The sequence below is a fragment of the Limnospira platensis NIES-39 genome, assembly GCF_026000695.1.
Lineage (GTDB): Bacteria > Cyanobacteriota > Cyanobacteriia > Cyanobacteriales > Microcoleaceae > Limnospira > Limnospira platensis.
Genome location: NZ_AP026945.1, coordinates 3,348,217 through 3,361,312, shown reverse-complemented (window position 1 = coordinate 3,361,312; position 13,096 = coordinate 3,348,217). Strand labels below are relative to the sequence as shown.

The following is a 13,096-nucleotide window of genomic DNA, read 5'->3' as shown; positions in this document are numbered from 1 at the left end:
AAATGGGGACAGATTTCTGGGAAAATATACAGGCTTTGAGTTGGTGGATATATTGTGATGGCTAATTTATTAGACGGTAAGACAACAGCCCAAAAAATTCAATGGCAATTGAGGGAAATAATTAAGTCCCGCAAACCACAAGGGGGACGACCTCCAGGTTTAGCAGTGTTAATGGTAGGAGATAACCCCGCCAGCGCCGTCTATGTCCGCAACAAAGAGAAATCCTGTGAACGGGTAGGAATAGCATCGTTTGGTCAACATTTCCCGGCTGATACGAGCCAGGAAGAACTTACAGAAGCGATCGCCAATTTAAACGAAGATGATCGGGTTGATGGTATTCTAGTACAATTGCCTTTACCAGACCACTTAGACGCTGTAAGTTTGCTGTATGAGATAGCACCGCACAAGGACGCGGACGGGTTGCACCCGATGAACTTAGGGAGATTAGCAAGAGGGGAAAAGGGGTTACGCAGTTGTACTCCAGCGGGGGTAATGCGTCTATTGGAAGAATATCAAATCCCATTAGCGGGAAAACGAGCGGTAGTGCTAGGACGGAGTATTTTAGTGGGAAAACCCATGGCTTTGATGCTACTAGAGGCTAATTGTACGGTAACTGTTGCCCATTCCCGGACGGAAAACCTAGAAGCGATCGCATCGGAAGCTGATATTCTGATAGCGGCGGTAGGTCGTCCTGAGATGGTCAAAGCCAATTATATCAAACCGGGGGCAGTAGTTATCGATGTGGGAATTAACCGCTTAGAAGATGCTAACGGAAAATCGCGGTTAGTAGGAGATGTAGACTTCCAGGCGGCTGAACCCATAGCGGGATATATTACCCCTGTACCGGGTGGCATCGGTCCGATGACTGTGGCTATGCTATTACAGAATACAGTGGACAGTTATCAGAAACGCATCTGATCGACTCGATGATCTGATTAACGGGATTCGCGATCGCGCATCGTGTCAAAAGACCCGTACAATAAAAACTGATGTTCACCCATTACTACCCTACTTGTCCCTATAAACCGCTATCAGACTGTGGCTGGTTGGGCTGTGGGGTTTGCCCCTAATTATGACAGATATCAACACTGACAGTATGGTAGTCACAGAAAACATGGATTTATCCGGGTCAGACACACCATTTGACCTATCGACTTATCTTAGCCAAAAAAAGGAATTAGTGGAAGCGGCCCTAGATGCTGCTATTACTGTCACCTACCCCGAAAAAATTTATGAGTCGATGCGCTATTCCCTTATGGCTGGGGGAAAACGGCTGCGACCTACTTTATGTTTGGCTACCTGTGAACTGCTTGGGGGTACAGTGGAAATGGCAATGCCGACAGCCTGCGCCTTAGAGATGATTCATACGATGTCTTTAATTCACGATGATCTACCAGCAATGGATAATGATGATTATCGGCGTGGGAAATTGACTAACCATAAGGTCTATGGCGATGATATTGCTATTTTAGCGGGAGATGGATTGCTCAGTTATGCTTTTGAGTTCGTGGCTACCCAAACTCAAGGTGTACCCCCAGAAAGAGTCCTACAGGTAATCGGTCGCCTGGGTCGTGCGGTGGGGGCGACTGGATTAGTGGGAGGTCAGGTGGTAGATATAGCATCGGAGGGTTTATCAGATGTATCTGAGGAAACTCTAACTTTTATCCACACCCACAAGACGGGGGCTTTATTAGAAGCCTGTGTGGTCTGTGGTGCGATTTTGGCGGGTGCTAATGAAACTGATCTCGAAAGACTGTCTCGCTATGCTAAAAATATTGGCTTGGCGTTTCAAATTGTGGATGATATTCTCGATATTACCGCACCCTCTGAGCAGTTGGGTAAAACCGCAGGTAAGGATCTGGAAGCTCAAAAGGCTACCTATCCTAGTTTGTGGGGCTTGGAAAAGTCACGGGCGAAAGCTGAACAACTGGTGGAGGAAGCTAAGGCTGAATTAGCGGCTTTTGGATACGGTGGGAAAGCTCTGGCGGCGATCGCTGATTTTATTACCTATCGCAGTCACTAACTGTTAAAGCGAGGTGTTCAACCCCATGCAAGAATTTGGTCACATATTAGACAACCGGGTGCTGTTAGTGGCACTGTTTGCTTGTCTGTTCGCCCAAGCCTCTAAACTGGCGATCGAATTGATACAGCATGGAAAAATTAATCTGCGGGTTCTGGTAACTACTGGGGGAATGCCTAGTTCTCACTCAGCCTTTGTGGGTGCTTTAGCCGCCAGCGTCGGTCAGGTGATCGGGTGGGGTAGCCCGGAGTTTGCGATCGCTGTGGTATTTGCTATTATTGTTATGTATGATGCGGCGGGTGTCCGCCAGGCGGCAGGTAAACAAGCCCGCATTCTTAATCAGATTATGGACGAGTTATTCCAAGAGCATCCCCAATTTAATGAGGACCGCCTCAAGGAATTACTCGGACATACCCCTTTTCAGGTGATTGTTGGCTTGAGTTTGGGAATAGCGATCGCAGCTTTAGCAGAACTTACCTATTAACTGGTTTACCTATGGGAGTGCTTTAATCTCCAATAGCTAAGTTAGGTCGCTCGATTTTAACCCGACTGCTATCCACCATGATTGACCAAAATCCCTGATCATTAAGGCGGCGGAAAACTTCCATGGCACTATTAGGCTCGGCGGTATGTTCTACCAGTAAATAGAAACGCCGATTATAGGAAACTATGGGAATTCTTCTCCCCATAGTTGCCTCAAGTCTAGCCGCAATTTCTGGCTGATTGAAATAGTCTACCATGATCGCATAACCCATGCCTAGGGGTTGACTACCCAAATCACTGCTAGGACCAGAAGGACCGACAGGGGGACGTGGTTCGGGTCGTTGACTAGGTACATCAGATTTAACTACATGGGTGGATAAACCGGCTGTTTCCTTGAAATAAGCCGCCCAGTCTTCGGCAATTAGCACGTCATCAAAACCGCCAACTCTGGTGACAATATCATTGAGATAGCGACACACCTGGCTTTCTATATTACTAGGTAGGACTTGACGGGCTAGTGCTTGTGTCTCGGAGGTGTTGCTAATGATTAATAGCAAATACTCACCTGGTCGAGGGGGAACACAGGAGGCTTGACCAAAGCTGGGTTTAGCACTGAAACCTATGGTAAGCAGAACCACCCCTACAGAACTAATCCTAGTTAACCATCGCCTCAACCTAACTTTAACCATAGTTTTAACAACTTTTGCGATCGATTTTGCAGCTATTGTACCTGAATTGCAATTTTCTGAGCCTAGGGGCGAGTTCTTTGGTCAATCGGTATTTTCACCAGATTATCTGAGAACCCGCCCGTACAGCCTGAAATAGTAGTATATGGAGCGACACCGATAATCAGGATTTTTAGCCAGCAGTAGCCAGAGATGCGATCGCATCAGGGATAGTAGCTGAAGGCGCTTCAAATTGTCCGGTAATCACGTGCTCAAGTCGCAATTTCAGCCAAGTAATAAACTGAGGGTTGGTAGAAACCAACGCCGCCGCTGGTTTAGGGCATTTAGCTTTCACTTCGGCCATTTCCGGCGCTTCTAAAAATCCTGGCTCAATGACTAACCAAAAATCGATCTCTTTTTCCTGTTCTTGATAATTGCGCCGACGTTCTTTGAGGACTTCCTCAATAGGTTCCTCGATCACAAAGTCTTTACTAGCTAGGACGTAATGATAAGTTGGCATTTTTGGGTTACCTACAATTAACTACAGAACAACTGGGCTGGTTCTAACTTCCCGGTTAACTCAGGATAGCGTGTTTCATTTCCCGCACGGCTTTATCTAAACCGACAAGAACTGCCCGACTTATTATTGTATGACCAATGTTGAGTTCTTCCATACCTTCTAGCCTGGCTACAGGTTGCACATTCCAATAAGTTAAGCCGTGACCGGCATTAACTCGCAGTCCGGCTTCTAGGGCTAATTTACATCCTTGGGCTAAAATATCGAGTTCCTTTTGCTGTTGGACTCCCTTGGCTTCGCAGTAACAACCTGTATGTAGTTCGATGAATTGGGCTTTAACTGTGGCTGAGGCTTCGATTTGGGCGGGGTTAGGATCGATAAATAAACTTACGGGGATTCCTGCATCTTGCAGGGTGCTGACTACTTCTGACATCCGCTGTAGTTGACCCAGGATATCTAATCCTCCTTCGGTGGTGACTTCTTCCCGGCGTTCGGGTACTAGGGTTATGTAGTCGGGTTTAATATCTAGGGCGATCGCTACCATTTCGTCTGTGGCAGCCATTTCCAGGTTTAGGTGAGTTCTCACGGTTTCCCGTAACAGTCGCACATCTCTATCTTGGATATGACGGCGATCTTCGCGCAAGTGTACTGTAATCCCGTCGGCTCCGGCTAGTTCTGCGATCGCGGCCGCTGCTACTGGGTCGGGTTCCACTGTCCGGCGGGCTTGTCTAATTGTGGCAATGTGGTCAATATTTACACCGAGAGTGGGCATAGTTCTTTTGATCAAATCTTAGACCACAACAGTTTGACATATTCATGGGAACTGTGAACGGTTAATTATTACAGCCCTTGCCAGAGAGGAAAACCAGGGTATTGACAAAATCGACATTATGTGTATATGAGTGTGGGAGAGAAATATGGTGGTAAAATTACAGCTTGTTCACCAGTGGCTTAATACATTGCCCTCACCCTAAATCCCTTTCCCAGAGAGGGAGAGGGACTTTGAGAGGTGATCAGATGATTTCTGAACAGGCTGATAGGTGCGTATCTGTGGGTAAATAATGCCGAATGGGGCTTAGTATAGATTATTAATAGGGAGTGGGTTATCAATATTGTGAATCTGGGGAACTTTAGGAAACTGCATAGCACGATGGCTCCGATTGTGATGCTACCGCTATTTATCACAGTATTTACGGGGGTAGCTTACCGATTGGGGAAAAGTTGGTTTGGGTTATCAAGAGACCAAGTACATTTTTTAATGGTGATTCATGAAGGGGAATATTTAGGGCAAACCTTAGAGCCGGTGTATGTGCTATTAAATGGCTTAGGTTTACTGTGGATGCTGATAACGGGGTTAACAATGGTGTTTCAAAATATGAAGCGATCGCGGTGGTTTAGGAATCTGCAAGGGAAAAAACAGGCTTCATCCCAATCGCCAGAATAAATGGGTGATTTGTGTTTGGGGACTCAAAAACCTTCAACTTTCCTCAATATCTGTTAGGCGATCGCATGAGCTAGAATAATTTAAGCCGGAAATGGCGATCGCCCATTTCTAGGGTACGACCTTCTAGGGGGGGGTAAACCTTGACCATGACACCAAGTGAGTTGAACCACTGTTATAGGGTCCTTGAATTGCAACCCGGTGCTTCCCTGGAGGTTGTGGATAGGGCTTATAAAGATTTAGCATTTATCTGGCATCCCGATCGCATTCCAGAAGATAACCAACGGCTGCGACAGTTAGCCGAAGATAAACTGAAGGAAATTAACCAGGCGCGCGATAAGTTGCGATCGCTGTTGAGGTCTAATAAAACGAAAACGCCGAAAGCGACCCCCAGACCTGAGTATGCTGGGGCTAAACGTCAGACCCAGACCAGCCACAACACGAACTCATATTATACCTACCGCGCCGCCACTCCCCCCCACCGTCCCCCCAAACAGGAGTATCAGTCATCACCAGCTTATCAGCGTCCATCCTATTCTGATTTGACTAACGCTGATTTTCGTGGGGCGAACCTGAAGGAAAGAGATTTGTCGGGGCGGAATTTGAGTGGGGCAGATCTCAGTTATGCTGATCTGACTGATTGTTTTTTACATAAAGTTAACTTGAGTGGGGCTTGTTTACATCGGGCTAATTTATTCAGGGCTAATTTTTTGCAGGCGAATCTGAGTTACGCTAACCTTCAGGAGGCTAACCTAATTGGTGCTGATTTAAGTGGTGCTGATTTGCGAGGGGCTAATTTAACGGGGGCGAAAGTGGGATATAGCGATCGCTTAATGGTGAAACTAACCGGGGCTAATTTGGCTGGAGCTATTTTACCAGATGGCACTATTCATCCGGGTTAAAATTGATAGCTGCGATCGCTCACCCACAAACGCAGGGGAATTGCATTTCCCCGGGAGTCTACTTTGACTTCAACCACAAAAGACTCAGGATCCGGACTTTGAGCGCGGTTAATGTTCTCGTTAACCTCTAAGCGCTGATTTTCGGGCATATAGTAGGTTTCCAGGCCATATTTTACACCCCAGCCATCACCTGTACCTCGAATGGCGATCTGATTTTCGGGTAAATTATCAGGACGCTGGTGGCTAACTGCTACGGGTCGCCAAGGAAGGGGGCGATCGCCTTCTGGTTGTTCTTGGGGTTTTTCTAGGATTACATAAACGGTATCACCATCGAGGATATAATTCCTCTCCAAATTGATACCGGAACCGGGGAGGTCTCGGAGGGTACTAGGTTGAGAAATTTCATAACTGAGAATTTGATAATACCCTCGCAAGAAATCATAGGGGTCAACGGGAGCTGTTTGCAAAACTACAGTTGTTCCAGTAATATATGTGTAAAAAGCCTGAGCCGGAATTGACGTTACCAATGCTACCTGACACAATAGGGGAGCCAGAAATCGCCATAGGGGTAAGCGAGGTTGACGGCTATTTACGGAAGCCGGAACGATAACTGAGGGTTGGGCGGATGGGATTTTGTTAGTGTTAACCATAACTGTTACCTGACTATTAGAGATTTGATGTAAAATTAGGATCTGGAATTAGGTAAATTTGAACGAGATAGATTTTTTTCAAACCATAAACCAGCGATAATTACAGCAATTCCACACAGGACTAAAACTAAGGCTTTCAGGAGTAATTCTGTTTCGTATTCAAACATTCGGCTGATAATTTGGAGGACTAATAGTACCATACCGTACCAAAAGGCACTCCGATTGCCTTTGAGGAGTCCTAAGCGAACTGTGACCGCCCCCAATAGAAACATTTGTAGATTGAAAATTAAGGTGGCTATGGTGGAAATTTGCGCTATTGATATATGCCAAAAAGTGACTAGACCAGTGATGATAATCATGGCACTAATGGCGGTGGTATAGGCATTTACACCCCAATATCTTTGGCTACCATGAGGCTTAATTATCTGGAACCATTGCCAGAGGGATATGACAACAAAAGCCAGGATATTAATTAGCATTATATTGGAGTTTTCTGGAGTATCTCGATAAGTCCAGAAATCAAAGTTATTCCAAACGTCGAAAAATGAAAATATGAAGCATAAAACTCCTAAGTAAAAAATGGCTAAACTATGAGCGATCGCTTGAAAAGGCTGACCATGGACATGGGGCCATTGACTATCTCGATAAGACCATAACCAAGTGGGGATTAAAATTAAGCTGATAGCAACCCAAATTCTGGTTATGGAGTCGTAGGAAATCAATCTTTCGGTAATGACTAATAATGGGATAGCGATCGCCAACAGCGCCATGATAAAAACTACACGGGATTGACACCAATAGGCTAGGGGTATAAATAAAATAGCAGATGCGATCGGCATATATTGGAGCAAAATATCAATGGCCGATAAATTCCTGGCTGATAGGGCTATACCGATGCCCTGAAAGTATCCTAAGCCCAACAGAATTATGGCTAAAACCGATAGAGAGCGCAATTTTAAGCTATAAGCCATAATCAGCACACCTAGCCCCCAAACGACATATAATCCGTATGGGGAACCGCCTATATGAAACATCTGGGCCAGCAGTGCTATATTTGCTCCCAAAGACAATGCGCCAGCCATTAGGAGTCCCTGTCCGAGGCGTTGTTTAGATTCTGATGTGGGATGTTGCCACAGGTAAAACCCGCCAGCATTAAATCCCATGAGGACTGATAGGAGCAACAAAACCCGCATATATCGGGGCCATTGTTGCCAGTTAGCTGCGACAAAGGTAATCACGCCTAATCCCAAGAGGATACCACCACCTAGGATGAGAATGATCACAAACCGATTACTGGCGGCGGTTTCGAGGCTATTAAACTGATAGCGATCGGCTAACTGTTGATAAAGTTCATCATCAACCAAGCCTTCTGCTTTCCACAGTCGAGCTTCCTGTCGTAATTGGCGACGAAACTTTTCTGAAATCATCGATTGAAAGCCTATGTTCAGATAGGTTCAGTTTGGCTTGATGTTCAGATGTTGGTAAAATGGTTTATGCCACATTCTCAACTGTCTCTGTTGAAAAAAAGCAGCGAATGAGGGGAGGAGTAGGGAAGCGGAAAGAAGAGTGTAGAGACAAGTGAGGCCTCATGTAAGGTGTAGCTTGTCTCTGGGGTTAGGGGCTATTTTCGTGTGAGTTGTTGCCTCTTTAAGGTTTTTCATTAGTAAAGAGGGGGACGTTGAGACTCGTTAATTTGCAACTGTTCGCGACCATTGCGGATAATCCTTACCATGTCGCTCAGTTCATGCTCAATTTTAGCTAGGACATGATCAGCGTACTCGTCGGCTCCGGTTTGGATATCATTACACTCAGTTAAGATCCGATTTCGCATAGCATCAAGTTCCTGTTGAGCCTGATAGCGAATTTGTTCAACTTCGGCGAGAGTTTGTTGCTGTAAGGCTTCACACTCTATCTGGACTTGTTGTCTAAGGCGATCGGCTTCTTCGGTCGCTCGTTGAACAATACCAGTTTCATTAAAAAGTTGAGTAGCTCTTTGTTCAGCATTCTGTAGGATAGAGGCTGCATATTCTTCAGCTTCCTGGAGAATTTCATCTTTATGACGAACAATAATATCAGCTTCCTGAAAAGCACTCGGAAGGTTTAAGCGGATCAGATCCAGTTGATCGAGCAACTGTTCCTCGTCCACAAGAGTGCGTCGAGTCAGGGGAATGCGAGGACTGTCAAGAATCATTTCTTCGAGTCGGTTAAGTTCCCGCTGAATATCTATACCAGGCGAAGCGCTAGGAGTCGGTTCGCCGTTAGTGACAAGTCCGTTAGGATTAGATTCAATTCTGGGGGTTAATTCCTGGCGTAACATCTATTAATATCTATAGCGACGTGGTTGGGAACAAGATGATCGACTGAACCGCCAAACTTGGCGATCTCCTTAACGACACTGCTTGATAAAAAGCTATATTCGTTGGAGGTTGCCAAGAAAACTGTCTCGATTGTATCAGACAGGGTTTTATTAGTGTGAGCCATTTGCAGTTCCATCTCAAAATCGGACAGAACCCGCAAGCCTCGCAATAGGACCTGTGCCTTTCTCTGTTTGGCATAGTCTACGGTGAGACCCTCAAAACTGGCAACCTCGACATTATCCAAATGGGAGATAGATTGCCGAATTTGAATCAGGCGTTGTTCGACTGTAAACAGAGGAGTCTTGCTGGGGTTGCGTAGGACGGCGACAATCACCCATTCAAACAGATGGGAACCTCGCTCAATTATATCAATATGTCCAAAGGTAACTGGGTCAAAACTGCCTGGATATATAGCAATCACAATAGATTATAGTTATCTTGAAGTTTTACCAGAGATTACCTTAAACTGTTTGATGGTTAAAACAAACTTTTTCCCTGACGGAATTCCCGGGCTACCCCAGAGGAGTCAAGGCCAGCCATACGGAACCGGCGATCTAAATCGGCAGAATCGGGGGAGGATTTTTCGGCTTCTTCCATGGTAATGCGTCCTAGGGTGACTTGCTCGAAAATAGCCTGGTTAATGAGTTGCATTCCTTCATAGGTGTCATTTTCCATGAGGTGAGTTGCACTTTCCTCGTCCCCTTTAAGCAGATAGTCTTTCATGGCGGGGGTATTAACTAGGATATCGTGAACTGCCGTCCTTTTGTTATCGACTGTGGGAATTAATAATTGAGCAATTATGGCGACTAGGGAATCACAGATCTGAATCCTGACGGCTGGCTGTTCGTCTACGTTGTAGAGGTTTAAGAGTCGGTTGACTGAGTTGATGGCGTTGCGAGTGTGGAGGGTTCCCAGGACTAGGTGACCGGTTTGGGATGCTTGGAGGGCAGTATTAACTGTGGTGCGATCGCGCATTTCCCCAATCAGAATCACATCTGGGTCTTCCCGCAAAACAGCACGGAGGGCATGATGAAATTCTAGGGTATGTAATCCGACTTCCCTTTGAGAGATTAAGCATTGTCGGGAAGCATGGACAAATTCAATGGGGTCTTCAATGGTGACAATGTGCTTGCGAGCGGTTTCATTGAGATAACGTAACATGGCAGCGAGGGTGGTGGATTTACCAGAACCCGTTGGACCTGTGACTAAAATTAACCCCTGGGGATAGCTAATAATGTTTTTGAGAACTTCTGGTAATCTCAATTCATCAATACTAGGAATTTTTAAGTTAATTAGTCGCAGTACCATGGCTCCCCCGGTCAGAGAGTCAAAGCAGTTAACGCGACACCGGACTATACCAGGATAAAAAATAGCTGTATCTAGTTCTTTCATTTCGGCAAATTGTTGCCTTTGGTGGGGGGTAAGAATCTCACTGAGATACTGCTCAAATATTTCTGGGGTGACTTTGACTTGATCTTTGATTCTTACCATTTCCCCCTGAATCCTATATCGGGTAGTATGTCCAACTCGAATATGAATATCGGAGGCTTTTTTGACAAAGGCATCCTTAACCATATCCTTAATAGAGTTACTGGGGGAAACAGTGGTGGTTGATTGTGGCTGTTTGGAACGGGAGGCTACGGTCTTCCTTGGGGGAAGATTTTGAGAAGATGGTGACTGAGTTGAATTAGTCATAAGGTGAGTTTTCCTGGGTTGGTATCTGTTGATCATTGTGGCACAGGCTTAACCGCAGTTGCAGTTGAGAAGAGAGGGAAATTCATTATTTGACGGAGTTAGGACTTCGATCGCCTGATGCTTGGGAATTGAGGGTTGACAGGAGAACCCACGCGGAGGGGATTATCGATGTTCTGTTGAAACTGAACCGGAAAATGATAGGATGGTTTGAGGTATGCTAACCTAACATCTGCTCAGGTTTCGATTTTTTATGATTGTGAGTCAACCAGCCCTAGAGACTTCTGCGGGAGTTTCTTTACAAAATTTTCCTAGACTGCGCCGGGGGGTTACTGATATTTTCCCGGAATTGGCTAATTCTGACAACCCAGAGGAGAATTTGGGTCGGCGGTTGGCTCTCAGTAGCGGCCCACTTAGGATTAAGTTAGGTATCGACCCGACTGGGTCGGATATTCACCTGGGACATAGTATCATTTTTAGGAAGTTGCGGGCTTTCCAAGACGCGGGACATACGGCGGTTCTAATTATTGGAGATTTTACGGCGCGCATTGGTGATCCTACTGGGAAATCTGAGGTTCGTCGTCAGCTAACTCCTGAGCAAGTTGAAAAAAATGCCCAAACATATCTCGACCAACTGCGCCCGATTTTAGATTTTGATACGCCTGGACGTTTGGAAATTCGTCGTAATTCTGAATGGTTATCTAAGTTGGATCTGGCTAAAACTTTGGATTTGCTGTCTCGGATGACGGTGGGACAAATGTTGGCTAAGGAGGGTTTTTCGCTGCGCTTTGAGCAGGAAAATCCTATTTATTTGCATGAGTTTCTCTATCCGTTAATGCAGGGTTATGATTCGGTGGCGGTTCAGGCTGACGTGGAGTTAGGAGGAACGGATCAAAAGTTTAATCTGGCTGTGGGAAGGGATTTACAGCGCTATTTTGGACAGACACCTCAGTTCGGTTTACTAATGCCTATTTTGATTGGGACTGATGGGGTGCAGAAAATGTCTAAGTCTCTGGGTAATTATGTGGGACTGTCGGAGGATGCTTTGACTATGTACTCAAAATTGGAGAAGGTTCCTGATAGTTTGATTGAGCAATATTTTGAGTTGCTAACTGATTACCCGTTGGCTGAATTGCCGGAAAATCCTCGCGATCGCCAAAAGTTACTCGCCCTAGATATAGTAACTCAATACCACGGAGAAGCGGCGGCTTTGGCGGCTCAAAATGCGGCTTTAAATTTGGTACAAGGAGATGCAACTAGGGCGGAGGCTGTACCGGAATTTTCTCTGTCAGAGGTGGAGTTTCCGGCTAAGTTATTCTATATTCTTTCGGCTAGTGGACTGTGTAAAAGTGGCAGCGAGGCGAGGCGACAAATTGCGGGAGGTGCTGTGAAAATAGATGGCGATCGCATTGAGGATGATAATTTAGTTGTGGCTTCTGCTGAAGAGGTGAAAGGACGAGTTTTACAAGTAGGCAAAAAGAAATTTATCCGGCTGGTGTAAATGGGTTTTCCCATGATTGATTAATTGTTAATTATCCTGATGTGAAATCGGGATAATGTCTAATCAAGAAAGTGCCGATTTTATCGGACTGATATTAACTGTAAAGTTTGCTAATTTACTACCCCAAAATATACCCAATATGACGATAGATAAAGTTATTGTTCCCCTAGATGTTTCCAGTCAAGCTGATGCGATCGCATTAATTGAAACCCTGCCACAAGTAACCTTTTGGAAAGTGGGTTTAGAACTGTTTGTCAGTTGTGGTCCGCAAATTTTAAAACAACTCAAACAGCGCAATAAGCGGATATTTTTAGATCTGAAATTCCATGATATACCGAATACGGTAGCCGGAGCCTGTCGCGCCGCCGCTCGCTATGGTGTAGACTTAATTACGATTCACGCGACGGCTGGAAAAGTCGCCCTAAAAGCTGCTCAGTCGGCGGCGGAAATGGGAGCTAATGAGGCGGGTGTACCCGTGCCTAAATTAATCGCGATTAGCCTGTTAACGAGCCTTAACGCCAGGGAATTAGCCTTAGACCTCAAAATTCCCCTAGAACTGCCAGAGTATGCGTTACAGATGGCATTATTAGGGCAAGAGTGTGGTTTGGCGGGGGCGGTGTGTTCGCCGCAGGAGGTGGCACAACTACGGCGGACTTGTGGGGATGATTTTCTGTTGGTGTGTCCTGGGGTGCGTCCGAGTTGGGCATCTAAGGGGGATCAAAAGCGATCGCTTACTCCTTCTGAGGCTTTAAAAGCGGGTGCTAATTATTTAGTAATTGGACGACCTATTACTGAGGCGAATAACCCTATGACGGCGTTAAAGCTAATTTCGCAAGAGTTAGACGCAGCGGAGAAGATAGTCAAATAG

At 45.7% G+C, this 13,096-nt stretch carries 16 protein-coding genes; 8 read left to right on the top strand and 8 right to left on the bottom strand.

Going from position 1 to position 13,096, the window contains the following annotated elements:
- Positions 1-57: 57 nt before the first annotated feature.
- The 3 genes from folD (at position 58) to N39L_RS16510 (ending at position 2,504) form a co-directional block, all read left to right on the top strand.
- The gene (gene folD, locus N39L_RS16520) at positions 58-918 is read left to right on the top strand and encodes a bifunctional methylenetetrahydrofolate dehydrogenase/methenyltetrahydrofolate cyclohydrolase FolD (RefSeq protein WP_006620001.1); all 861 of its coding nucleotides are present in this window, start codon (positions 58-60) and stop codon (positions 916-918) included.
- Between the two features lie 154 nt (positions 919-1,072).
- Positions 1,073-2,023, top strand: a complete 951-nt coding sequence (gene crtE, locus N39L_RS16515) for a geranylgeranyl diphosphate synthase CrtE (protein ID WP_006620000.1) — start codon at positions 1,073-1,075, stop codon at positions 2,021-2,023.
- Positions 2,024-2,048: 25 nt separating this feature from the next.
- Complete coding sequence (locus tag N39L_RS16510; protein WP_006619999.1) at positions 2,049-2,504, top strand: divergent PAP2 family protein; 456 nt, start codon at positions 2,049-2,051, stop codon at positions 2,502-2,504.
- Positions 2,505-2,526: 22 nt separating this feature from the next.
- Here N39L_RS16510 and N39L_RS16505 read toward each other — a convergent pair whose 3' ends face one another.
- Entirely contained in the window at positions 2,527-3,141 is a 615-nt protein-coding gene (locus tag N39L_RS16505) for a hypothetical protein (RefSeq protein ID WP_231852224.1), read from the bottom strand.
- On the opposite strand from N39L_RS16505, the gene N39L_RS16500 reads away from it, so the two are divergent.
- Entirely contained in the window at positions 3,125-3,328 is a 204-nt protein-coding gene (locus tag N39L_RS16500) for a hypothetical protein (RefSeq protein WP_006619997.1), read from the top strand. The two genes, N39L_RS16505 and N39L_RS16500, sit on opposite strands and share 17 nt — an antisense overlap.
- 33 nt (positions 3,329-3,361) lie before the next feature.
- Here the strand turns inward: N39L_RS16500 and N39L_RS16495 are convergent, their stop codons facing one another.
- A complete protein-coding gene (locus tag N39L_RS16495; protein WP_014275751.1) occupies positions 3,362-3,688 on the bottom strand; it encodes an MgPME-cyclase complex family protein in 327 nt (108 codons plus the stop codon).
- 55 nt (positions 3,689-3,743) lie between these two features.
- On the bottom strand, positions 3,744-4,457 hold the full coding sequence (locus N39L_RS16490; RefSeq protein WP_006619995.1) for a pyridoxine 5'-phosphate synthase: 714 nt from the start codon (positions 4,455-4,457) through the stop codon (positions 3,744-3,746).
- Between the two features lie 378 nt (positions 4,458-4,835).
- Here N39L_RS16490 and N39L_RS16485 point away from each other — a divergent pair, with 378 nt between their 5' ends.
- Together N39L_RS16485 and N39L_RS16480 are read left to right on the top strand one after the other, a co-directional pair.
- On the top strand, positions 4,836-5,129 hold the full coding sequence (locus tag N39L_RS16485) for a hypothetical protein (RefSeq protein ID WP_006619994.1): 294 nt from the start codon (positions 4,836-4,838) through the stop codon (positions 5,127-5,129).
- 146 nt (positions 5,130-5,275) lie between these two features.
- Positions 5,276-6,028: a pentapeptide repeat-containing protein gene (locus tag N39L_RS16480; RefSeq protein WP_006619993.1), complete on the top strand. Its 753-nt coding sequence runs from the start codon at positions 5,276-5,278 to the stop codon at positions 6,026-6,028.
- Here the strand turns inward: N39L_RS16480 and N39L_RS16475 are convergent.
- From N39L_RS16475 to N39L_RS16455, 5 genes are all read right to left on the bottom strand, one after another.
- Positions 6,025-6,678, bottom strand: coding sequence for a GDYXXLXY domain-containing protein (locus N39L_RS16475; RefSeq protein ID WP_014275748.1), 654 nt, complete (start codon positions 6,676-6,678; stop codon positions 6,025-6,027). The two genes, N39L_RS16480 and N39L_RS16475, sit on opposite strands and share 4 nt — an antisense overlap.
- A gap of 35 nt (positions 6,679-6,713) precedes the next feature.
- Positions 6,714-8,105, bottom strand: coding sequence for a DUF2157 domain-containing protein (locus N39L_RS16470; RefSeq protein ID WP_014275747.1), 1,392 nt, complete (start codon positions 8,103-8,105; stop codon positions 6,714-6,716).
- A 233-nt stretch (positions 8,106-8,338) separates the two neighbouring features.
- Complete coding sequence (locus tag N39L_RS16465) at positions 8,339-8,995, bottom strand: ATP synthase subunit B family protein (RefSeq protein ID WP_006619990.1); 657 nt, start codon at positions 8,993-8,995, stop codon at positions 8,339-8,341.
- The gene (coaD, locus tag N39L_RS16460; protein ID WP_006619989.1) at positions 8,977-9,456 is read right to left on the bottom strand and encodes a pantetheine-phosphate adenylyltransferase; all 480 of its coding nucleotides are present in this window, start codon (positions 9,454-9,456) and stop codon (positions 8,977-8,979) included. The genes N39L_RS16465 and coaD overlap by 19 nt, the downstream gene beginning before the upstream one ends.
- A 56-nt stretch (positions 9,457-9,512) precedes the next feature.
- Positions 9,513-10,730 carry a type IV pilus twitching motility protein PilT gene (locus tag N39L_RS16455; RefSeq protein ID WP_014275746.1) on the bottom strand — a complete coding sequence of 406 codons (1,218 nt, stop codon included), beginning with the start codon at positions 10,728-10,730 and terminating at the stop codon, positions 9,513-9,515.
- A gap of 250 nt (positions 10,731-10,980) precedes the next feature.
- On the opposite strand from N39L_RS16455, the gene tyrS reads away from it, so the two are divergent.
- Positions 10,981-12,228: a tyrosine--tRNA ligase gene (tyrS, locus tag N39L_RS16450; protein WP_014275745.1), complete on the top strand. Its 1,248-nt coding sequence runs from the start codon at positions 10,981-10,983 to the stop codon at positions 12,226-12,228.
- Positions 12,229-12,367: 139 nt separating this feature from the next.
- Positions 12,368-13,096: an orotidine-5'-phosphate decarboxylase gene (gene pyrF / locus N39L_RS16445; protein ID WP_014275744.1), complete on the top strand. Its 729-nt coding sequence runs from the start codon at positions 12,368-12,370 to the stop codon at positions 13,094-13,096.

What these genes read in the sequence shown, in the direction of transcription:
- N39L_RS16490 (WP_006619995.1), bottom strand. Translation starts at nt 4,457, where the DNA reads ATGCCCACTCTCGGTGTAAATATTGACCACATTGCCACAATTAGACAA.
- crtE (WP_006620000.1), top strand. Translation starts at nt 1,073, where the DNA reads ATGACAGATATCAACACTGACAGTATGGTAGTCACAGAAAACATGGAT.
- N39L_RS16500 (WP_006619997.1), top strand. Translation starts at nt 3,125, where the DNA reads ATGGTAAGCAGAACCACCCCTACAGAACTAATCCTAGTTAACCATCGC.
- N39L_RS16475 (WP_014275748.1), bottom strand. Translation starts at nt 6,678, where the DNA reads ATGGTTAACACTAACAAAATCCCATCCGCCCAACCCTCAGTTATCGTT.
- pyrF (WP_014275744.1), top strand. Translation starts at nt 12,368, where the DNA reads ATGACGATAGATAAAGTTATTGTTCCCCTAGATGTTTCCAGTCAAGCT.
- folD (WP_006620001.1), top strand. Translation starts at nt 58, where the DNA reads ATGGCTAATTTATTAGACGGTAAGACAACAGCCCAAAAAATTCAATGG.
- N39L_RS16495 (WP_014275751.1), bottom strand. Translation starts at nt 3,688, where the DNA reads ATGCCAACTTATCATTACGTCCTAGCTAGTAAAGACTTTGTGATCGAG.
- N39L_RS16465 (WP_006619990.1), bottom strand. Translation starts at nt 8,995, where the DNA reads ATGTTACGCCAGGAATTAACCCCCAGAATTGAATCTAATCCTAACGGA.
- N39L_RS16455 (WP_014275746.1), bottom strand. Translation starts at nt 10,730, where the DNA reads ATGACTAATTCAACTCAGTCACCATCTTCTCAAAATCTTCCCCCAAGG.
- N39L_RS16485 (WP_006619994.1), top strand. Translation starts at nt 4,836, where the DNA reads ATGGCTCCGATTGTGATGCTACCGCTATTTATCACAGTATTTACGGGG.
- N39L_RS16470 (WP_014275747.1), bottom strand. Translation starts at nt 8,105, where the DNA reads ATGATTTCAGAAAAGTTTCGTCGCCAATTACGACAGGAAGCTCGACTG.
- N39L_RS16510 (WP_006619999.1), top strand. Translation starts at nt 2,049, where the DNA reads ATGCAAGAATTTGGTCACATATTAGACAACCGGGTGCTGTTAGTGGCA.
- tyrS (WP_014275745.1), top strand. Translation starts at nt 10,981, where the DNA reads ATGATTGTGAGTCAACCAGCCCTAGAGACTTCTGCGGGAGTTTCTTTA.
- N39L_RS16480 (WP_006619993.1), top strand. Translation starts at nt 5,276, where the DNA reads ATGACACCAAGTGAGTTGAACCACTGTTATAGGGTCCTTGAATTGCAA.